This window comes from Pseudomonas sp. 50_B, from assembly GCF_017491625.1.
GTDB classification, from domain to species: Bacteria; Pseudomonadota; Gammaproteobacteria; order Pseudomonadales; family Pseudomonadaceae; genus Aquipseudomonas; species Aquipseudomonas danubii.
Window position 1 is genome coordinate 76,328 of sequence record NZ_JAFGYX010000022.1, and the last position, 20,419, is coordinate 96,746.

Below are 20,419 nucleotides of genomic sequence, written 5' to 3' on the forward strand. Positions count from 1 at the left end.
ATTGAGTATCGATGTATGCCAGCAAAAGTAGTGGTAGTGGGAAGCCTCAATATGGATCTGGTGACCCGGGCCGAGCGCTTGCCGCGAGGAGGCGAGACGCTGATTGGCAAATCCTTTGCGACGGTGTCCGGTGGCAAGGGAGCCAATCAGGCAGTGGCGGCCGCCAGGCTGGGGGCGCAGGTGTCGATGGTCGGCTGTGTTGGCGATGATGCCTATGGCGAGCAATTGCGCAGTGCCTTGCTCGCCGAGCAGATCGATTGCCAGGCGGTGAGCGCGGTAGAGGGTTCCAGCGGCGTGGCCCTGATCGTGGTGGATGACAGTAGCCAGAATGCAATTGTCATCGTCGCCGGTGGCAACGGCCTGCTCAGCCCCGAGAAGGTTGCCGGGTTTGATCGGGTGTTGCAGGAGGCCGACGTGATCATCTGTCAGTTGGAAGTGCCCCTGGCAACGGTGGGGTACACCCTCAAGCGCGGGCGTGAGCTGGGCAAGACGGTGATTCTCAATCCGGCGCCGGCCAGCGGCCCGCTGCCGGAGCAGTGGTACGGCTCGATCGACTACCTGATTCCCAATGAAAGCGAGGCGTCCGCCCTCAGTGGCGTGGCGGTGGACTCGCTGGAGAGCGCCGAAGCTGCGGCCGGTCGCTTGATCGCCGCCGGTGCCGGCAAGGTCATCATCACCCTGGGGGCACAAGGTTCGCTGTTTGCCAATGGCCGCAGTTTCGAGCATTTTCCGGCGCCCAAGGTCAAGGCCATCGACACCACGGCCGCGGGGGATACCTTCGTCGGTGGTTTTGCCGCCGCCCTGGCTGCCGGCAAGAGCGAGGCCGAGGCGATCCGCTTTGGTCAGGTCGCTGCGGCGCTTTCGGTGACGCGCGCCGGTGCACAACCTTCCATTCCCACACTGTCCGACGTACAGGCCTTTGTCCCTTCATGAAAAAGACACCTTTGCTCAATATTGCCCTGTCACGCTTGATTGCCTCTTTGGGCCACGGCGACATCGTGGTGATCGGTGATGCCGGTCTGCCGGTGCCTCCTGGCGTCGAATTGATCGATCTGGCCCTGACCCACGGCGTGCCCGATTTTCTCGGCACGCTCAAGGTGCTGCTCAGCGAGATGCAGGTGGAGAGTCACGTGCTGGCCGAGGAAATTCTGCTCAAGCGGCCGCAGCCTTTACTGGGGCTGGACGTGCTTAACCTCAGTGGCGAGCTCGGGGCGCGCAGACTGATGAGTCACGAAGATTTCAAGGTGCTCAGTCGCCAGGCTCGTGCAGTGATTCGCACGGGAGAGTGCCAGCCGTATTGCAACATCGCCCTGGTTGCCGGGGTGACCTTCTAGGCCGCTGTCCGGCTTTTCCTTACCTTGCACAAGGAGTGCGCCATGCACCGCTATGCTCTGCTGTTTCAACACTGGTTCCGGAGTCTGCTGCTCTTGTCTCTACTCACTGCTACCGGCGCTCAGGCGGCGGAAAAAATCGATCTGATCATCGACACCGACCCGGGGGCCGACGATGTGGTGGCTCTGTTGTTCGCCCTGGCATCGCCCGAGGAGCTGCATATTCGTGCCTTGACCACGGTGGCGGGCAACGTACGCCTGGACAAGACCTCGCGCAATGCGCGCCTGGCCCGTGAGTGGGCTGGTCGCGATGAAGTACCGGTCTACGCCGGGGCGCCAAAACCGCTGCTGCGCACGCCGATCTATGCCGAGAATATTCACGGCAAGGAAGGCATTTCCGGGGTGACTGTGCATGAGCCCAAGGCGCCGCTGGCCAAGGGCAATGCGGTCAACTATCTGATCGATACGTTGCGGGCGGCGAAGCCCCACAGCATCACCATTGCCATGTTGGGGCCGCAAACCAACCTGGCACTGGCATTGATCCAGGCGCCGGATATTACCCAGGGCATCAAGGAAGTGGTGGTCATGGGGGGCGCACACTTCAATGGCGGTAATATCACCCCGGTGGCAGAGTTCAACCTGTTCGCCGATCCTCAAGCGGCCGAAGTGGTGCTCAAGAGTGGCGTCAAGCTGACCTACCTGCCACTGGACGTCACCCACAAGGTGCTGACCAGCGAGGCGCGACTGCAGAAGATCGCCGCCTTGAACAACAATGCCAGCAAGGTGGTTGGGGATATCCTCAATGAGTACGTCAAGGGCGACATGGAGCACTACGGTATTCCCGGCGGCCCGGTGCATGATGCGACGGTGATCGCCTATCTGCTCAAGCCTGAGCTGTTCAGCGGGCGTCAGGCCAACATGGTTGTCGACAGTCGTGAAGGGCCGACGTTCGGCCAGACCATCGTCGACTGGTACGACGGCCTGAAGCAGGAAAAGAACGTGTTCTGGGTTGAGAACGGTGATGCTCAGGGCTTTTTCGACTTGCTCACCGAGCGTCTGGCTCGCCTCAAGTAAGCAGCGCCCCCGCAGGCTCCTGCCTGCGGGGTTCTATTCCCGTTCCGGGTCCTGTGCGCCTGGGTGATCAGTAGGGTACTTCTCGAAAACCTGCTCAATGAACGCCCAGGCGGATTGGGTTCCCAGCTCCTTGACCAGCAGGTCTATGCCAATGATCGCCAACTCTTCCGGGCTCCCTGGGCTGTAGGAGCACTGGCCCTGGGGCCATTTGGCTTTGATGTCGGCGTCGATACTCACGGTGGCCATGAAAGTCTCACGAATTCGGATAAGGCGGGCGCCAGGGCCGGGCCTGGGCGGGTGTTTGCTGCGTCGCAGAGTTAACCATGTTGCCGGGCGTTTGGCACTCCGACTTAGGCATCAAGCGGGGGCTATGCGACACTGGCGCTTTTCCTGCGCTCAAGGAAGCTTCTGTGCAAATCGATTTGAATCAGCCTGATGCCCTGACCCTGGAGGCGGTGCGCCAGCTTCTGGCTTCGGCCAGTGACAACGTGCATACCCAGTTGCGTGTCACCAGGACCGGGATTGCCTACATCTCTTCGGGAGTGGTGGGAGGTGTCGACATCGAGGGTTTGTTGTTTCGCCTGGAAACCTGGGCCGCCGGATCCGGCTATGTCGGTAACGTGGCTGCCAGTGATGAGGTTTGGGTAATGCAGATCTTCAATGCACTCAAGCAGAACTGGCCGAAACCGGCGTTCGACTACATCGATATCTATTGAGTACTGTTCATATTCAGTGACGATTGTCCTGTGAAAGTGTCGCGATGCCTGAGGCAGACTTACTCGCTGTCCGTGACATAGGGCAAAAGGCCATTTTGTCTTGAAACCAAAAGCCAAATCGGCTGTCGCACGATCTCTGCTTAATTTTGAAAAGGAGGCTTCATGCCTTGGAAGCTCGCTTCATTCGGAACCTTGTTGGCCGCTGTTGTCCTCAGTGGATGCAGCACCACCGGGTCGACAAAGGAACCTGTGGCCTCTGAATCCGGGCACACGCGTTGTGAAGCAACAGCTGCCGAATTTGCCGTCGGCAAGAAGGCTTCTCCCGAACTGCTGGAGCAGGCCCGTACTCGCGCAGGAGCGCAATATGCGCGTTTCCTCAAGCCTAATGACATGATTACTCTGGAGTACCGCTCCGACCGCCTGAACCTCAATACCGATGCCGGCCTGGTGGTTACTCGGGTCAACTGTGGTTGAGGGTTAGGCTTTTTGCCCGCGCATAAAAAACCCCGTCACATGGACGGGGTTTTTTTAGCTCGCTGAAAACTTACTCAGGGCGAACTTGTGCAGCTTGCATACCCTTTTGGCCTTTCTCAGCCACGAAGGAAACGGTTTGGCCTTCTTTCAGGCTTTTGAAACCGTCGCTTTCAATAGCTTTGAAGTGTACGAACAGGTCGTCACCGCCACCTTGAGGAGTGATGAAGCCGAAGCCTTTTTCATCGTTGAACCATTTTACGGTGCCGGTTTGGCGATTAGACATGGTGTATCTCCAAGAAACATATATTTTCAGTAGTGCTGTGCTGCTCAGGCCAACTGGGCACACCGAGCTATCATAGTCGAAATGTTCGGCTTGGGAGCCCCCTGTAGGTGCTCTTTGCCCGGTGTGTCCGTGTATTTTGCCGTTCAATTTGCCTGTAGGCCCCGGTTTAAGGGGCTTTCGCGGAAAACAAACGGTGATAAAAAAACCCGTAAAAGCTGCGTAAATTGTGAAAAAAACCGCGTTTTAGGCCTGCTGACATGCCTTGGTACAGCCTGTTTCGAGCGGTGGTTGGTTATTTGACCACTCGGCAAGCAGCGATGGCGTCCAGGGCTCGGGTTCTCAGTTCTGCACTAGGTTGCTTGGATTTACTCATCAGCTCCTTGATTTCATCGGTGGTGAATTTTTCATTCAGCTTGTCTGCACCGCAGGCGCAATGTTTCTCGGCGCTTTTGGCGTCGATGCTTTGGCTGGCTGCTGCAGTGCAATCCTTCATATAGTCGGCACGAGCTCCGGCAGGCCATGCAGCCTGTGCGCTCAAGGGCAGGAGCAGGGCGAGTGGGGCGGCAAGGGTAAGCAATTGGGTAAGGCGCATGAGTCGAGTTCTCCTGAGGTCGATAGCAAGGACGACGATTCTCTTGGTATTTGAGGTTCGGCGTACATCGCAAGTTCACTTTCTTCAATAAAAGACCGGAAAGTATCTTTTGGGAAACTTGCTGCGCGGTGCTTGCGATTTATCTGTGCTAGCATGCCCGGCTTGGGTGTTTTCAAGCTTTGGGTGTTGCACTTCTCCCTCGCGGTCTATGCCTCATTAATTTTGATTTGAACCCCAGTCACTCTGGTTCGGTTTCCCGGTTGGCCGCAAGGCTCTTGCCACTGTGAGGCAGGCGTTTGTTACAGAACGGCCGGACTGAATCGCGTACTGGCTCATCCCAACCCACGTGACCTTTGGTAGGGGTCACCACTAGGAGAGGAGGCGCCATGCCCACCATTACTCTTCCCGACGGCAGTCAACGTTCATTCGATCATGCGGTATCCGTAGCCGAGGTCGCTGCATCTATTGGCGCAGGTTTGGCTAAGGCCACCCTGGCCGGCAAGGTCAATGGCAAGCTGGTCGACGCCTGCGATGTGATCGACAGCGACGCAACCCTGCAAATCATCACGCCAAAGGACGAAGAGGGGCTTGAGATCATTCGCCACTCTTGCGCTCACTTGGTAGGGCATGCGGTCAAGCAGTTGTATCCGACCGCCAAGATGGTCATCGGCCCGGTCATTGATGAAGGCTTCTATTACGACATCGCCTACGAGCGTCCCTTCACGCCCGAAGACATGGCGGCTATCGAACAGCGCATGCAGCAGCTGATCGAGAAAGACTACGACGTGATCAAGAAGGTCACCCCGCGAGCCGAAGTGATTGAAGTGTTCAAGTCTCGTGGCGAGGACTACAAGTTGCGCCTGGTGGAGGACATGCCGAATGAGCAGGCAATGGGCCTGTACTATCACGAAGAATATGTCGACATGTGCCGCGGTCCGCACGTGCCGAACACGCGCTTCCTGAAGTCGTTCAAATTGACCAAGTTGTCTGGTGCCTACTGGCGCGGCGACGCCAAAAACGAGCAATTGCAGCGGGTTTACGGTACTGCGTGGGCGGATAAGAAGCAGCTCGCTGCCTATATCCAGCGTATCGAAGAGGCCGAAAAGCGCGACCATCGTAAGATTGGCAAGCGTTTGGGGCTGTTCCATACCCAGGAAGAAGCGCCGGGCATGGTGTTCTGGCACCCCAATGGTTGGACTTTGTACCAGGTGCTCGAGCAGTACATGCGCAAGGTGCAGCGTGAAAACGGCTATCTGGAGATCAAGACTCCGCAAGTGGTCGATCGCAGCCTTTGGGAAAAGTCCGGGCACTGGGCCAACTATTCCGAGAACATGTTCACCACCGAATCGGAAAGCCGCGACTACGCGATCAAACCCATGAACTGCCCGTGCCACGTGCAGGTGTTCAATCAGGGTCTGAAGAGCTACCGCGAGCTGCCGATGCGCTTGGCCGAATTCGGTGCTTGCCACCGTAACGAGCCTTCGGGAGCGTTGCACGGCATCATGCGTGTGCGCGGTTTTACCCAGGACGATGCTCACATCTTCTGTACTGAAGATCAGATGCAGGCCGAGTCCGCTGCGTTCATCAAGCTGACTATGGATGTCTATGCCGACTTCGGCTTCAAGGACATCGAGATGAAACTTTCCACTCGTCCTGAAAAGCGCGTGGGTTCCGATGAGTTGTGGGATCGTGCGGAAAATGCGCTAGCTGCGGCTTTGGATAGTGCCGGGTTGCCGTATGATCTGCAGCCGGGCGAGGGCGCGTTCTATGGTCCGAAGATCGAGTTCTCGTTGAAAGACTGCCTGGGGCGTGTATGGCAGTGTGGTACCTTGCAGCTGGATTTCAACCTGCCGATCCGCCTGGGTGCTGAATACGTATCCGAAGACAACAGCCGTAAGCATCCGGTGATGCTGCACCGGGCGATTCTCGGCTCCTTCGAGCGTTTTGTCGGGATTCTGATCGAGCATTACGAGGGCGCGTTCCCTGCGTGGCTAGCTCCGACTCAGGCCGTGGTGATGAATATCACTGATAAACAGGCAGATTTTGCCCTTGAAGTAGAAAAAACACTCAATCAAAGCGGATTTCGTGCCAAGTCCGACTTGAGAAATGAAAAGATCGGCTTTAAAATCCGCGAGCATACTTTGCTCAAGGTTCCCTATCTCTTGGTTATTGGAGATCGGGAGGTCGAGATGCAGACTGTCGCTGTGCGTACCCGTGAAGGTGAAGACCTGGGCTCGATGCCTGTGGACCAATTCTCGGCGTTCCTCGCACAAGCGGTTTCCCGGCGTGGTCGCCAAGATTCGGAGTAATTATTATTAAGCGTGATATGAGACAAGATAAACGAGCTGCACCGAAAGCCCCGATCAACGAGAATATCTCGGCACGCGAGGTTCGGTTAATTGGCGCTGACGGCGAGCAGATTGGCATCGTCTCGATTGATGAAGCGCTTCGTATAGCTGAAGAAGCCAAGCTGGATTTGGTGGAGATTTCCGCCGACGCAGTCCCACCTGTTTGCCGGGTGATGGATTACGGCAAATCGATCTTCGAAAAGAAGAAGCAGATTGCTGCTGCGAAGAAGAACCAGAAGCAGATTCAGGTTAAAGAAATCAAGTTTCGTCCAGGGACGGAGGAAGGGGATTACCAGGTAAAACTGCGCAACCTGGTACGTTTCCTGAGTGACGGGGACAGGGCCAAGGTATCCTTGCGATTCCGCGGCCGTGAGATGGCCCACCAGGAGCTGGGGATGGAACTCCTCAAGCGGGTTGAAGCTGACCTGCAAGAGTACGGTTCGGTCGAACAGCATCCTAAGATGGAAGGACGCCAGCTGATCATGGTCATCGCCCCGAAAAAGAAGAAGTAATCAACAGGGCACGGCAGGCCTTCTGATTATGTTTATCAACTGAATGCGGAGTATCCGAACATGCCAAAGATGAAAACCAAAAGTGGTGCTGCTAAGCGGTTTCTGAAAACTGCTAACGGTATCAAGCACAAGCACGCTTTCAAGAGCCACATCCTGACCAAAATGTCGACCAAGCGTAAGCGTCAACTGCGCGGTAGCAGCTTGCTGCATCCGTCTGACGTGGCAAAAGTCGAGCGCATGCTGCGCCTTCGTTAATTTTTGGATCAAGAATAGAGGAAGTAACTCATGGCTCGTGTAAAGCGTGGCGTCATTGCCCGTAAACGTCACAAAAAAATTCTGAAACTTGCTAAAGGCTACTACGGCGCACGCTCGCGCGTATTCCGTGTTGCCAAGCAAGCGGTAATCAAGGCAGGCCAATACGCCTACCGTGACCGTCGTCAGAAAAAACGTCAGTTCCGCGCTCTGTGGATCGCTCGTATCAACGCTGGTGCTCGTACCAACGGTCTGTCTTACAGCCGTTTGATCGCTGGCCTGAAAAAGGCGTCCATCGAGATCGACCGTAAGGTTCTGGCTGATCTGGCAGTGAACGAAAAAGCGGCGTTTGCTGCGATTGTCGAGAAAGCTAAAGCCACCTTGGCTTAAGTACCCCCGACAGTCATCCGGGCTCACCTATCGTGGGCTCTGGTGTTAAACGTCATAAATAGGGGAAGAGCCTTCAAGCTCTTCCCCTATTTTGTATCTGGAGTCTGTACATGGAAAACCTGGATGCGCTGGTTTCTCAAGCACTTGAGGCCGTGCAACACGCTGAAGACATCAATGCCCTGGAGCAGATCCGGGTTCACTTCCTTGGCAAGAAGGGCGAGCTGACTCAGGTGATGAAGACCCTGGGCAATCTCCCTGCCGAAGAGCGCCCGCAAGTCGGTGCGCTGATCAACGTGGCCAAGGAGCGTGTGACAGAGGTTCTCAATGCGCGTAAAGCCGCTTTCGAGGAGGCGGAACTCAGCGCCAAGCTCGCCGCCGAATGCATTGACGTAACCCTGCCGGGCCGTGGCCAGACCTCTGGCGGTCTGCACCCGATTACGCGGACCCTGGAACGTATCGAGCAATTCTTTACCCACATTGGCTACGGCATCGCCGAAGGCCCTGAGGTTGAAGACGACTATCACAACTTCGAGGCGCTCAACATCCCTGGCCATCACCCGGCCCGGTCGATGCATGACACCTTCTATTTCAATGCGAACATGTTGTTGCGCACCCACACCTCGCCGGTACAGGTCCGCACCATGGAATCGCAGCAGCCGCCGATTCGCATCGTCTGCCCGGGCCGTGTGTATCGTAGCGACTCCGATATCACTCACTCACCGATGTTCCATCAGGTCGAAGGCCTGCTGGTCGACCGCGATATCAACTTCGCCGACCTGAAAGGCACCATTGAAGAGTTCTTGCGGGTGTTCTTTGAAAAAGAACTGGCCGTACGTTTCCGTCCTTCCTACTTCCCGTTCACCGAGCCTTCCGCTGAAGTTGATATGGAATGCGTGATGTGCAGCGGTAAAGGCTGCCGTGTCTGCAAGCAGACTGGCTGGCTGGAGGTGATGGGTTGCGGCATGGTTCACCCGAACGTGCTGCGTATGTCCGGGATCGACCCGGAAGAGTTCCAGGGCTTTGCCTTCGGCATGGGCGCCGAGCGCTTGGCCATGCTGCGTTACGGTGTCAATGACTTGCGCCTGTTCTTCGACAACGACTTGCGGTTCCTTGCGCAATTTCGCTAGTCGCGCGTCCGTAACGAATCTATTAGGAGAGCAGGATGAAATTCAGTGAACAATGGTTGCGTGGCTGGGTTAGCCCGCAAGTAAGTCGCGACGAGTTGGTTGCTCGTCTGTCGATGGCCGGTCTTGAGGTTGATAGCGTAACGCCAGCCGCCGGAGATTTCAGTGGGGTAGTGGTGGGTGAGGTGTTGAGCACCGAGCAGCACCCGGATGCCGACAAGCTGCGTGTGTGCCAGGTCAGCAATGGCGCGGAAACCTTCCAGGTGGTCTGCGGCGCACCCAACGTGCGTCCAGGCTTGAAGATCCCATTCGCGATGATTGGCGCCGAGCTGCCGGGCGATTTCAAGATCAAGAAAGCCAAGCTGCGTGGCGTTGAATCCAACGGCATGCTGTGTTCCCAAGCCGAACTGCAGATTGGCGAAGGCAGCGATGGTCTGATGGAGCTGCCGGCCGATGCTCCGGTGGGGGAGGACGTTCGCGTCTATCTGAACCTGGACGATGCCAGTATTGAGGTCGATCTGACTCCAAACCGTGGTGACTGCCTGTCGCTTGCCGGTCTGGCCCGTGAGGTCGGTGCGCTCTATGCCGCTAAAGTGCAGCGCCCTGAAGTGAAAGTGGTTGCCGCAGTGCACGACGAAGTACGCCCTGTGGAAGTACTGGCTCCGACGGCCTGCCCGCGCTATCTGGGTCGGGTTATTCGCAATGTCGATTTGTCCAAGCCGACCCCTCTGTGGATGGTTGAACGCTTGCGTCGCGCCGACGTGCGCAGTATCGATGCGGCGGTGGACATCACCAACTATGTGATGCTCGAGCTGGGCCAGCCGCTGCATGCTTTCGATCTCGCCGAAATCAACGGCGGTATTCGAGTGCGCATGGCCGAAGAGGGCGAGAAACTGGTACTGCTCGACGGCCAGGAAGTTACCCTGCGTAGCGATACCCTGGTGATTGCTGACCACACCCGTGCTCTGGCAATCGCTGGCGTTATGGGCGGTGAGCACAGTGGCGTTACCGCTAACACCCGCGATGTGTTTTTGGAAAGCGCTTTCTTCGACCAGATTTCGGTTGCTGGCAAAGCCCGCTCCTATGGCCTGCATACCGATGCTTCTCATCGCTATGAGCGTGGTGTGGACTGGCAGTTGGCTCGCGAGGCCATGGAGCGTGCAACTGGCTTGTTGCTGGAGATCACTGGCGGCGAAGCTGGTCCGATCATCGAAGCTGTCAGCGAGCAGCACTTGCCATCTGTTGCACCTGTGACGCTGCGCGCTGAGCGCATCACCCAGATGCTGGGCATGGAAATCGACGGTCCCGAGGTCGAGCGTCTGCTCACGGCGTTGGGCCTGACAGTCACTGCTGATGGTGCAGACCAGTGGCGCGTTGAAGTGCCAAGCCACCGTTTCGATATCAGCCTTGAAGTCGACTTGATCGAAGAGTTGGCGCGTCTCTACGGCTACAACCGTTTGCCGGTTCGTTATCCGCAGGCTCGCCTGGCTCCTCAGGCTAAGGCGGAAGCGCAAGGTGATCTGCCTGCCCTGCGGCGTCTGTTGGTAGCTCGTGGTTATCAGGAAGCAATCACTTACAGCTTCATCGATCCGAAATTGTTTGAGCAGTTCAATCCAGGTGTTGAACCGCTGCTATTGGCCAACCCGATTTCGGCTGACATGGCGGCCATGCGCTGCTCTTTGTGGCCTGGCCTGGTCAAGGCACTTCAGCACAACCTGAACCGTCAGCAAGATCGCGTCCGCATGTTTGAAAGCGGCTTGCGCTTTATCGGTCAACTGGAAGGCTTGAAGCAGCAGCCAATGTTGGCCGGCGTCGTTTGCGGCAGTCGCTTGCCTGAAGGTTGGGCGCAAGGTCGCGACGGTGTCGACTTCTTTGACGTCAAGGCGGATGTCGAGGCAGTGCTGGGCCTTGCTGGCGCACTGGATGAATTCACTTTTGCTCCGGGCAAGCATCCTGCGCTGCATCCTGGTCAGACTGCACGTATCGAGCGTGATGGTCGTGAGGTCGGTTATCTGGGGGCTATTCACCCGGAACTGGCAAAAAACCTCGGCCTGGATCGTCCGGTTTACGTGTTTGAGCTGGTTCTGGGCGAGGTGGCTCAAGGTCGTCTTCCGAAGTTCCACGAGCTTTCGCGTTTCCCAGAAGTACGCCGTGACCTGGCATTGCTGGCGGATCGTGACGTGGCGGCGAGCGCAGTACTGGACGTAATTCGTGAAAATGCAGGCGAATGGCTGACAGACCTCAGGCTCTTTGACGTCTATCAGGGTAAAGGCATTGATCCGCATAGAAAAAGCCTTGCCGTCGGCTTGACCTGGCAGCATCCATCGCGCACTCTTAATGACGATGAGGTGAACTCCACGACACAAAACATCCTCACCTCGCTCGAACAAAGGTTGAACGCCACGTTAAGGAAGTGACGTATGGGGGCTCTGACGAAAGCTGAAATGGCCGAACGTCTCTACGAAGAGCTAGGCCTGAATAAACGCGAGGCCAAGGAATTGGTCGAGCTTTTCTTTGAAGAAATCAGGCACGCTCTCGAAGATAACGAACAGGTCAAATTGTCCGGTTTCGGTAACTTCGACCTTCGGGATAAACGCCAGCGTCCTGGCCGCAACCCGAAAACGGGTGAAGAAATCCCGATCACGGCTCGCCGTGTGGTCACCTTTCGTCCAGGGCAGAAGTTGAAGGCCCGAGTTGAGGCTTATGCTGGAACCAAGTCATAACGACGAGCTCCCGGTCATCCCGGGTAAGCGCTACTTCACCATTGGTGAAGTCAGCGAGCTCTGTGCGGTAAAACCGCATGTGCTGCGTTATTGGGAGCAAGAGTTTCCTCAACTCAACCCCGTCAAACGCCGCGGAAATCGCCGGTATTATCAGCGCCAGGACGTGTTGATGATCCGGCAGATCCGCGCGTTGCTTTATGATCAGGGGTTTACCATCGGTGGAGCGCGCTTGCGCCTTTCCGGTGATGAGGCCAAAGACGACACCACCCAATACAAGCAACTGATCCGTCAGATGATCTCTGAGCTTGAAGATGTGCTTGTGGTGCTCAAGAAGTAATTCATCGTATTAAATACTTCCACTTTTCAAAAGCTTGCGGTATATTCCTCAACGTTTCCTGAGAAGTGAAACAGGTTTCACGCCTAGTCGGGGCGTAGCGCAGTCCGGTAGCGCACTAGCATGGGGTGCTAGGGGTCGAGTGTTCGAATCACTCCGTCCCGACCATATTTTTCAATGACTTAGCCGCTTTCGAGCGGTTTTGTTGTTTCTGCCATAGTGACTTTCCAAGTGACCCTGGCCTTTTTCTTCAGGCCTCCCTCCTTTTCAAAATCGTCAGCGCTGGTGCATGCGAGTCAGTTGCTGATACGTTGTTTGCCGCCTCAATGAGCTGATCCAGTTCTGCTGCCGAGCAGTGCTTTTCGATCCTCCTAAGTCACGCCCGCGGCACGTCGCCTTCTCCCCAAGGTGTCGCGAATGCGGATTCTGACAAAGCCATCATGCGTCGGCCGCAGGAACTTCTCCTGCCACTTTCTCGCAGCCCTGACCCTGGCCCGCTTCCAGGCTGAGTCATTCATGTGGTGGAACGTCGTTTCATTCCCCTCGCTATCAGGCTTGCCAAGCGGGAACGCGTAGAGCGGTTGCTTTCCCTGCGGCTTCTCGATTACCGACCTGGCCAACTCTCCGCCCATGGCAAGGACGCTATAGAAGGGCATTCCAACTGGACGAGAACGCCCTACGGAGTTTGAAAGACTGTCAAAGCATGGCACTCAGCAACCATCCGGCTACACCACCACCGATCACCACCAACCAGGGCGGTTGCTTCCAAAACATCAGAGCGACCAGGCACACCAATGCCAAACCGAAGTCCTGTGGCTTAAGGATCGCGCTCGTCCACACAGGCTGATAAAGCGCCGCTAGAAGCAAACCCACCACCGCCGCATTGATCCCAAGCAACGCTGCTTGGATATGTACGCTGCGCCGCAGTTGTTCCCAAAACGGTAACGTACCAACGATCAATAGAAACGACGGCAGAAAAATGGCTAGCAAACAAATGACTCCGCCGACCCAGCCAGAGGGTTCGACGCTCATCGAAGCGCCTAGAAATGCCGAGAAGGTCAAAAGCGGCCCAGGAACAGCCTGCGTTGCACCATACCCGGCAAGAAAGGTTTCATTGCTGACCCAGCCTGAAGGCACTACTTCGGCCTGCAACAATGGCAACACCACATGACCACCACCAAACACCAGAGACCCGGAGCGATAAAACGCATCTACCATGGAGAGCGTCTGATTGAGTAGCATCTGGCTCATTATCGGTAAGCCGACCAGCAAAGCGAAGAACAGTGATAACCAGAACAAACCTGCTCGGTAACCGACCTTTATAGGCAGTGGATCATGTTCGGCGGCGTGAGCGGGTTTGAATAAAAGCAAGCCGGCAAAAGCCGCGACAACAATTGAGCCGATCTGCCCCCATGCAGACGGAACCAACAGCACCACACACGTCGTAATCGCCATGATCGTGATACGCAACGCATCAGGGCATAGATTCCGTGCCATTCCCCATACGGCTTGAGCGACCACCGCAACGGCCACGACTTTCAGGCCGTGCAGTACGCCAGGCGCGATGATGTCGCCATGATTGGAAATACCTAACGCAAACAGGATCAGAAGGATGGCCGAGGGCAGCGTGAAACCTGCCCAGGCGGCCAGCGCCCCAGAGTAGCCCGAACGAGAGAGTCCCAGCGCCATGCCAACCTGACTACTCGCGGGGCCTGGCAAGAACTGGCAAAGTGCGACCAGGTCAGCATAGCTACGCTCAGTCAGCCATTGCCGGCGCGTGACGAACTCATCGCGGAAATACCCCAAGTGTGCGATGGGGCCGCCAAATGAGGTCAGTCCCAAGCGCAAAAAGATGAGGAATATAAAAAACGGTCGACGGTCACCTTTGCTGTTTATGTTCATGCACATGTTTTCTGCATTGAATTAGACATTCATGACGATGAGGAAAAGAGGGCTGCAAACGGGTCTGCGTCTACGAAAGCTGGGGGCGGAAAAAAGGTCGTGAATCTTCATGTCGTGGTTTTTCCTTGCGATTTGCGCCGCGTAGACCAGGGCTCGGTAGAGATACACCTCGAATCTGGGCGCCACCATAGCGTTCGATTGAGGTGTCAAAACTCACTAAGCCAGTTCATACGAACTCGTTGTACCTTGAAAGTCTGACAGTGGCTGCCATGGCATGAAAACAGGAGAGGGTATTCCTCCTTTCATCACGGGCTTCTGTGGCGGACTGACCACCTTTTCCACATTTTCCACCGAGACAGCTGCCCTGATTCAGGAGGGCAAATGGCTGTGTTCACTCGGCTCGGTTTCATTGCGCGCCGCAGGGCTTCTGTCCTAGCAAATGATCGGTACGCGCTGAGGAAATGAAAATGGAAGGTTTTCTGGTGATTTTCTTTACCCCACAGAAGCGTCGTTATCACAGACCCCCCAAGGGGCAGCGCAAGTCCGCAGCTTGGGTCAAAAACCACATCAGCACTAACAGCCGGCTGCGATAGTGGCGGTTTTTCCGTTCATTGATCCGCTTCTCCCGTGATGGCCAGAACGCTGCACGGCACCTGATGCAGAACATGCTCGGTAGTACTGCCAATAAGCTTGTCCACCCCTTTGTGATGGGTATTTCCCATTACGAAGACATCTGCTCGAGTATGAGTGGCAAATTCGGCCATCGCTTTGGTTGGCGGCCCTGCAATGAAGTGTTGCCGCTCAGGTGGCACGCCATGGCGTTCCGCCAAGGCAATGAAGCACTTTTCAAGTGACCGGCGCACGTCGTCGCTGAAGCCTGGCATCGTCACGGCGCCGGTACCCGCATCAGAGAAATGTGTGTGTGTCAGTTCATAGGCATACAGCATGTGCAATTCAGCCTCACATTGCGTCGCCAGTTCGTTCGCCGCCTGAATGATGCTGTCGTTGATTCCGCTGATCTGACCCTCTGGATGCGATGGGTCAACCGCCGCCACAATCATCCGAGGAAGCGGACACCTGACTTCGCTGACCAGATGTAAGGGGGTCGGACATTGACGCAACAACTGCCAATCCAAAGGTGTGACGAATACGCGTTTGAGCGCTGATTCATGATGTACGTCCTTAATAATCAGGTCCGGCTGCACTTCAGCCACATGCTCAAGGATTGCTTGCAGCGGGTCACGGGTCACTGCAACTTCGGTGGTCACGTTGATGCCCTGCCTGTGCATGAGTTCGGCCTCATCCGTCAACCACTGCAGGTTCTCCTGCCGGCAACTCTCACGAAGTTGTTCGCTGTTGCTCATTAACCGCATAAGGTCGAAGTCTTCGATGAACACTGCGATATGCAGCGCGGCGCCCGTAGCGTCGGCCAGGGCGATTGCCCGCTCCATCGCCGGCGAGTGACGCATGGTGGGACCTGCGATCAGAAAGAGTCGTTGATATTGCCTCATGTGACACCTCCAGCGTTTCGGGTTATCCGCTAGCGCCCCCAGCACCCTCGCTTGTCCCACCATTGGCGACCTTTTATCGCCTCAACTACCTGGATCGACACTATCAATATACGCCTGCATCAGCGGCTAGCCAGTTGCCAAGACTGTCGAAGTGTCTAGCAGACCTTTGCACGTGCATGGCTACAGCAGAGAGTTGGTGGGCAGCGACGTCAATGGCAACGATCTGCTCATCGTTGGAGGTGGGGCAGAGGCCCGGGTGGCATGCCGCGAGCGCCCACAGATTGCGGTTGCGCCTGGAGCAATTCGTCGAGCACCCCCATGAAGGCGTCCACCAGTTGGCTGCGCCCTTGCTTGCGGGTCAGTACCAGCAGTTGCGCCGTGGCGCCGGGGTCCGTCAGCGGTCGGTAGGTCACGCCTTTTTTGGCCAGGGTCTGGGTACAGCGAGGCACCAGGGCAATGCCCCGGCCGGCGGCGACCAGGGCGATGATCGAGGTGATCTGCCGGCCGCTGGGGCCCGGTCGCAGGGGCAGGCCGTTGCGCCGGTAGAGTTGTTCGATCGCCTCGTTGAGCCCCGAGCCGTAGTCCGCCGGAAACAGGATCAACGGGTGTTCGCTGAGCTCGGCCAGGGTCACCTGATCCTGGGCGGCCAGGGGGCTGTCGCTGGAGATGGCCGCCACCAGGGGTTCGTCCCCCAGGGACAGGGCCTGGATTTCGCTCTGCTCGCTGGGTGGCTGCATCCGGCTCATGCCGATATCGATTCGCCCGTCGACGATCTGTGACCACTGGCTGACCGACGCGCCCTCGACTAGGGTCAGTTGCACGTCCGGGTAGCGCTGGGCGAAGGCCTGGATCGCCTGGCTGAACAGGTCCGACAGGGCGATCGAGCTGGCGTAGCCCAGGGCCAGTTGCCCGGCGCTGCCCTTGGCCAGCTTGCTGGCCATGACCTGGGTCAGGTCCACCTGTTCCAGCACGGCCCGGGCGTAAGGCAAAAAGTGCCGGCCCTGGGCGGTGAGGGAGACGGTGCGACTGGTGCGGTCGAACAGGCGAAACCCCAGTTCGGCTTCCAGTGCCGAAATCTGCCGGGTCAGCGGCGGTTGCGCGAGGTGCAGGCGCAGGGCGGCACGGCCAAAGTGCAGCTCCTCGGCGACGGTCAGAAAGTAACGCAACTTGCGTAGATCGAGCATCCTGTTCCCTGGGTATTGATCGGTCGTAAATCGGTATTGGTCTTGGGGTCGCGGGGTATTTTATAAAGGCCTTTCGTCATAAAACGAGAGGTTTCATGAATCCGCGCCAGCATTGTGCTCGCATCGCCCTGTTTTTGTGCGGTTGTGCGGCCTTTCTCAACCTGTATGCAACCCAGGGCATTCTTCAGGAGCTCGCCCAGAGCTTTCAGGTGAGTATCAGGGACGCGGGCTGGAGCATCACCGTGACCACCCTGGCGGTGGCCATCACCGCACCTTTTGTCAGCCGTTTCACCGGCCGTTTCCAGCAGCGCTCGGTCATGGTCCTGGCGTCCCTGCTGTTGGCGCTGCCGGCGCTGCTGGCAGCCTGTGCCGGCAGCTTTGCCCAGTTGCTGTTCTGGCGTTTTATCGAAGGCATGCTGATCCCGGTGGTGTTCGCCACCAGCGTGGCCTACATCGGCGATCGCTGGAGCGGCGGCACCGTCACCGAAGTCACCAGTCTCTACGTGGCCGGCACCGTGCTGGGCGGTTTCGCCGGACGTTTCGTCACCGGCTTCATGACCGAGTACGTCGGCTGGCGCGAGGCCTTCGCGCTATTGGCCGGCCTGAGTCTGCTGATCGGCGTGGCCATCCATTTCCTGCTGCCGGCCAATGCGCCCGTGGTCAGCAGCCGTGCACAGAACCGCATGCGGGATCTGCGCGAGCTGTGCAGCCGGCCCTTGCTGGCGGCCTATGGCGTGGGCTTCTGCGTGCTGTTCTCCCAGGTGGCCACCTTCACTTACGCCGGGCTCTACCTCAGCCTGCCGCCCTTCGACCTGGGCGCCGCGGCCCTGGGGGCCATCTACAGCGTATTCCTGCTGGCACTGGTGGTGATTCCCATCGCCGGCCGCCTGAGCAAGTCCCGGCCCCAGGCCGAGTTGCTCAAGGTCGCGGCCCTGCTCGGGGTCGGCGGCTCGGCCCTGACCCTGCTGCCTTCGCTGTGGCTGATCGTGCTGGGCCTGGCCTTGAGTTCCACCGGGGTGTTCATGGCGCAGGCCGCCGCCAACTCCTTCACCACCGCCACCGCCCGCCACAACAAGGCCGGGGCGGTGGGGCTGTACCTGACGTTCTACTACTTGGGCGGCAGTTTCGGCGCTGTGGTCCCGGCATTGCTCTGGAGCCATTGGGGCTGGCAGGGCTGTGTGGCGCTGATCGTGGTTTTCCAACTGCTGTCGCTGCTGATTGCCTGGGGCGGCTGGAAGCCCCTCGAACCCGAAGCACCGGTCGCCGATCCCAGGCCGGTGAACCCCCTAGATGCATCATCCAACAAGGAATACGTGAGGTGACCATGAATAACGTACTGACCCGGCAGAGCCAGTTGTTGAAGATTGTCGAACCTGTGTTGAACGACATGCCGGCCAGTGTCTTGAAGCATGCGCTGTTCGAGGCGTTCTGGAGCGAAGAGAGCGCCCTGGTGGACATCGAGCATGCCTTCGAGAAGCTCACCTCGCGCCGCCACGCGCCTGCCGTGCTGCGCAAGTTCTTTGCCAGCTGGTCGAAGACCAACAATTCCGCCACCAGCGTTTCCGGCCTGGCCAACCGCATCACCTTGCTGGCCCGTTCGGGGCAGGGCTCGGCAGCCGCCGACGGCCTCTATCGTGCCTGCGGCAGCCTGCAGCGCATCACCGATGAAGACCTGGGCGCTCTGGGCAACACCCTGCATTCGGACCTGTTCTACAACATGGCAACGCCCATCTGCGGCGACGATCAGTGGCTGCTCAAGGAAAACTGCCTGCCCTCGGCGCAAGGCTTCAAGGACTGGACCGACTTCCGCCGTCTGCGCGATCGCGATCTGCTCCAGGGCCTGCTGACCACCCTGATCCACGAGGTCTATACCCACGGTGAAGTGGAGTTCATCCACCCGCTGTACAAGCAATGGTTCGTGCGCGACATGGGTGTGCCGGCGGAAAAGGCCCGGACCACCGTGGCCTGGGTCACGGTGCACACCGGCGGCACCGAGAGCAACCACTTCGCCCATGCGGTGGCGGCGGTCGAGGAATTCGTCGATGCCATGCAGGTGCGTGTCGACCCCCAGGTGGCGCGGGAAATCTTCTGCGAATACCTGCAGCGCAAGGCCCGGGTGATGCGCGACTGCAGCCAGTTGTTGCGCTGATGGCGTGCGGCCCGGCCCTGGCAACGGGGCTTGTGGCTGGCCCAGGCTTGCCTATCCTGTGACTGATTCCTATCCCTTCGACCTCGCAGCCCGCCCCCAAGATGAATGACCTGAAACACAGCGCCTCCCTGGAGGCCATGCCGGCCACCGACACTTCGGTACGCCGCCGCTCCCTGGTGGCCGGTTGCAGTGCTCATGCGGTACACGACGGTCTCACCGATGTGATCTACGTGCTGCTGCCGATCTGGCAGGCGCAGTTCGCCCTGAGCTATGCCCAGATCGGCCTGTTGCGCGGGGCCTATTCCGGGATGATGGCCGGGTTCCAACTGCTGGCCAGCCGTGCTGCCAAGCGCTGGGGCCGCGAGCGCTTGCTGGTGGGCGGCACGGCGCTGGCCGGGCTGGCCTACCTGCTGGCAGGGCAGGCCGGGGGCTTGAGCGTGTTGCTCCTGGCCCTGCTGCTGGGCGGCCTGGGGGCCAGTACCCAGCATCCGCTGGCGTCTTCCTTGATCACCGACACCCACGAAGCCGGAGGCGGGGTCAAGGAGGCCCTGTCCCAGTACAACTTTGCCGGGGACATCGGCAAGACCCTGATCCCCGGCCTGGTGGGCCTGTTGCTGACGGTGATCAGCTGGCGCGCCAGTGTCACCCTGATCGGCCTCCTGGGGCTGGCCGCCGCGCTGTTGCTGTGGTGGCTGATTCCCTCCCGGGCCGTCACCGCGGCCATGAGCGAGAAGGCGCCCAAGGCGGTCAAGGGCCAAGGCTCGGCCAGCGGAATGCGTGCGTTGATCCTCACCGGCACCCTGGACAGTGCAGTGCGCATGGGCTTCTTGACCTTCCTGCCGTTTTTGCTCAAGGCCAAGGGCGCCGGCACCGCCGGCATCGGCCTGGCCCTGACCCTGTTGTTTGTCGGTGGCGCCTTCGGCAAGTTGCTGTGCGGTTACCTGGGGGCGCGCATCGGCATGATGAAGACGGTGTGGATCACCGAATTCACCACCGCCAGCCTGATCGTGCTGGCGGTGTTTCTGCCCTACAACGGCCTGATGCTGATGTTGCCCCTGCTGGGCCTGGCGCTGAACGGCACCTCCTCGGTGCTGTACGGCGCGGTGCCGGACCTGGCGGGGGCCGGCAAACGCGAGCATGCGTTCTCGTTGTTCTATACCGGCACCATCGGTGGCGGGGCGCTGGCCCCGGTGCTGTTCGGCAGCCTGGGGGACGTTACCGGGATACCCCTGGCGGTGATGGCCCTGGCCGCCACGCTGCTGCTGACGCTGCCGCTGTCCTGGTACGTGCAGCGCGGCCTGGACGCCGATGCCCGGGCATTGTCCAGCCCTGGCTGATGCTTGCTGTCGACCCTTGAATCATCAGGCCCGGGGCTGTTCTGCCCGGGCCTGATGCGTTCTGCGCCCGGGCTCGCGGCAGGGGCCTCGCGGGCATCAGATATTTCTTACTTTTGCAGTATCAATCACGACGCAAACGGTATTGGCCGGACATTCTGACTGTCATCAGAATGTAAGAAGACC

Annotated in this window: 22 protein-coding genes, 1 tRNA gene and 2 pseudogenes; 18 read left to right on the top strand and 7 right to left on the bottom strand. The window is 58.4% G+C overall.

Annotation, left to right across the window (positions count from 1 at the left end):
* The first annotated feature begins 15 nt into the window (after positions 1-15).
* Genes rbsK through J5M73_RS25135 form a run of 3 tightly spaced genes read left to right on the top strand, consistent with a single transcriptional unit; the run spans position 16 to position 2,405 of the window.
* Entirely contained in the window at positions 16-933 is a 918-nt protein-coding gene (gene rbsK, locus J5M73_RS25125; RefSeq protein ID WP_102863622.1) for a ribokinase, read from the top strand.
* Positions 930-1,334, top strand: a complete 405-nt coding sequence (rbsD, locus tag J5M73_RS25130; RefSeq protein ID WP_102863620.1) for a D-ribose pyranase — start codon at positions 930-932, stop codon at positions 1,332-1,334. The genes rbsK and rbsD overlap by 4 nt, the downstream gene beginning before the upstream one ends.
* A 42-nt stretch (positions 1,335-1,376) precedes the next feature.
* The gene (locus tag J5M73_RS25135) at positions 1,377-2,405 is read left to right on the top strand and encodes a nucleoside hydrolase (RefSeq protein ID WP_102863619.1); all 1,029 of its coding nucleotides are present in this window, start codon (positions 1,377-1,379) and stop codon (positions 2,403-2,405) included.
* A 33-nt stretch (positions 2,406-2,438) separates the two neighbouring features.
* Here the strand turns inward: J5M73_RS25135 and J5M73_RS25140 are convergent, their stop codons facing one another.
* Positions 2,439-2,651, bottom strand: a complete 213-nt coding sequence (locus tag J5M73_RS25140) for a hypothetical protein (RefSeq protein WP_102863617.1) — start codon at positions 2,649-2,651, stop codon at positions 2,439-2,441.
* Positions 2,652-2,815: 164 nt separating this feature from the next.
* Between J5M73_RS25140 and J5M73_RS25145 the strand changes: the two genes are divergently transcribed.
* Both J5M73_RS25145 and J5M73_RS25150 read left to right on the top strand, forming a co-directional pair.
* A complete protein-coding gene (locus tag J5M73_RS25145) occupies positions 2,816-3,121 on the top strand; it encodes a hypothetical protein (RefSeq protein WP_102863615.1) in 306 nt (101 codons plus the stop codon).
* A 162-nt stretch (positions 3,122-3,283) separates the two neighbouring features.
* A complete protein-coding gene (locus J5M73_RS25150) occupies positions 3,284-3,595 on the top strand; it encodes an I78 family peptidase inhibitor (RefSeq protein WP_102863613.1) in 312 nt (103 codons plus the stop codon).
* 70 nt (positions 3,596-3,665) lie between these two features.
* Here the strand turns inward: J5M73_RS25150 and J5M73_RS25155 are convergent, their stop codons facing one another.
* Together J5M73_RS25155 and J5M73_RS25160 are read right to left on the bottom strand one after the other, a co-directional pair.
* Entirely contained in the window at positions 3,666-3,878 is a 213-nt protein-coding gene (locus J5M73_RS25155) for a cold-shock protein (protein WP_003179963.1), read from the bottom strand.
* A gap of 292 nt (positions 3,879-4,170) precedes the next feature.
* Entirely contained in the window at positions 4,171-4,470 is a 300-nt protein-coding gene (locus tag J5M73_RS25160) for a hypothetical protein (RefSeq protein WP_102863612.1), read from the bottom strand.
* A gap of 386 nt (positions 4,471-4,856) precedes the next feature.
* Here J5M73_RS25160 and thrS point away from each other — a divergent pair, with 386 nt between their 5' ends.
* From thrS to J5M73_RS25205, 9 genes are all read left to right on the top strand, one after another.
* Positions 4,857-6,779, top strand: coding sequence for a threonine--tRNA ligase (gene thrS, locus J5M73_RS25165; protein WP_102863610.1), 1,923 nt, complete (start codon positions 4,857-4,859; stop codon positions 6,777-6,779).
* The gene (infC, locus tag J5M73_RS25170) at positions 6,779-7,330 is read left to right on the top strand and encodes a translation initiation factor IF-3 (RefSeq protein WP_169893379.1); all 552 of its coding nucleotides are present in this window, start codon (positions 6,779-6,781) and stop codon (positions 7,328-7,330) included. The genes thrS and infC overlap by 1 nt, the downstream gene beginning before the upstream one ends.
* 60 nt (positions 7,331-7,390) lie before the next feature.
* Positions 7,391-7,585, top strand: a complete 195-nt coding sequence (rpmI, locus tag J5M73_RS25175) for a 50S ribosomal protein L35 (protein ID WP_002553160.1) — start codon at positions 7,391-7,393, stop codon at positions 7,583-7,585.
* 30 nt (positions 7,586-7,615) lie between these two features.
* Positions 7,616-7,972 (top strand): 50S ribosomal protein L20, encoded by a 357-nt coding sequence (gene rplT, locus J5M73_RS25180; RefSeq protein WP_016963673.1) that lies wholly within the window; start codon positions 7,616-7,618, stop codon positions 7,970-7,972.
* 110 nt (positions 7,973-8,082) lie between these two features.
* Positions 8,083-9,099, top strand: a complete 1,017-nt coding sequence (pheS, locus tag J5M73_RS25185; protein ID WP_011060419.1) for a phenylalanine--tRNA ligase subunit alpha — start codon at positions 8,083-8,085, stop codon at positions 9,097-9,099.
* Between the two features lie 35 nt (positions 9,100-9,134).
* A complete protein-coding gene (gene pheT / locus J5M73_RS25190; protein ID WP_102863609.1) occupies positions 9,135-11,513 on the top strand; it encodes a phenylalanine--tRNA ligase subunit beta in 2,379 nt (792 codons plus the stop codon).
* A 3-nt stretch (positions 11,514-11,516) separates the two neighbouring features.
* The gene (gene ihfA / locus J5M73_RS25195; protein WP_002553164.1) at positions 11,517-11,819 is read left to right on the top strand and encodes an integration host factor subunit alpha; all 303 of its coding nucleotides are present in this window, start codon (positions 11,517-11,519) and stop codon (positions 11,817-11,819) included.
* Positions 11,800-12,156, top strand: a complete 357-nt coding sequence (locus J5M73_RS25200) for a MerR family transcriptional regulator (protein WP_007920509.1) — start codon at positions 11,800-11,802, stop codon at positions 12,154-12,156. Before ihfA ends, J5M73_RS25200 begins: the two co-directional genes overlap by 20 nt.
* Positions 12,157-12,244: 88 nt before the next feature.
* Positions 12,245-12,321 (top strand) — tRNA-Pro (locus J5M73_RS25205).
* An 82-nt stretch (positions 12,322-12,403) separates the two neighbouring features.
* On the opposite strand, the pseudogene J5M73_RS31945 reads toward J5M73_RS25205, so the two are convergent.
* Both J5M73_RS31945 and chrA read right to left on the bottom strand, forming a co-directional pair.
* Positions 12,404-12,677: pseudogene (locus tag J5M73_RS31945) on the bottom strand (site-specific integrase); the annotation flags it as partial.
* A 172-nt stretch (positions 12,678-12,849) separates the two neighbouring features.
* Positions 12,850-14,055 carry a chromate efflux transporter gene (gene chrA / locus J5M73_RS25210; RefSeq protein ID WP_102864089.1) on the bottom strand — a complete coding sequence of 402 codons (1,206 nt, stop codon included), beginning with the start codon at positions 14,053-14,055 and terminating at the stop codon, positions 12,850-12,852.
* A gap of 304 nt (positions 14,056-14,359) precedes the next feature.
* Here chrA and J5M73_RS25215 point away from each other — a divergent pair.
* A pseudogene (locus tag J5M73_RS25215) lies at positions 14,360-14,491 on the top strand (CrcB family protein); the annotation flags it as partial.
* A gap of 172 nt (positions 14,492-14,663) precedes the next feature.
* On the opposite strand, the gene J5M73_RS25220 reads toward J5M73_RS25215, so the two are convergent.
* The gene (locus J5M73_RS25220; RefSeq protein ID WP_207816312.1) at positions 14,664-15,566 is read right to left on the bottom strand and encodes a universal stress protein; all 903 of its coding nucleotides are present in this window, start codon (positions 15,564-15,566) and stop codon (positions 14,664-14,666) included.
* A 227-nt stretch (positions 15,567-15,793) separates the two neighbouring features.
* Positions 15,794-16,750 (bottom strand): LysR family transcriptional regulator, encoded by a 957-nt coding sequence (locus tag J5M73_RS25225; protein ID WP_207816313.1) that lies wholly within the window; start codon positions 16,748-16,750, stop codon positions 15,794-15,796.
* Positions 16,751-16,845: 95 nt separating this feature from the next.
* Here J5M73_RS25225 and J5M73_RS25230 point away from each other — a divergent pair, with 95 nt between their 5' ends.
* From J5M73_RS25230 to J5M73_RS25240, 3 genes are all read left to right on the top strand, one after another.
* Complete coding sequence (locus J5M73_RS25230; protein WP_102863605.1) at positions 16,846-18,072, top strand: MFS transporter; 1,227 nt, start codon at positions 16,846-16,848, stop codon at positions 18,070-18,072.
* Positions 18,073-18,074: 2 nt separating this feature from the next.
* Complete coding sequence (locus J5M73_RS25235; protein ID WP_102863604.1) at positions 18,075-18,899, top strand: hypothetical protein; 825 nt, start codon at positions 18,075-18,077, stop codon at positions 18,897-18,899.
* 101 nt (positions 18,900-19,000) lie between these two features.
* Complete coding sequence (locus J5M73_RS25240; RefSeq protein WP_102882424.1) at positions 19,001-20,236, top strand: MFS transporter; 1,236 nt, start codon at positions 19,001-19,003, stop codon at positions 20,234-20,236.
* The last annotated feature ends 183 nt before the right edge of the window (positions 20,237-20,419 follow it).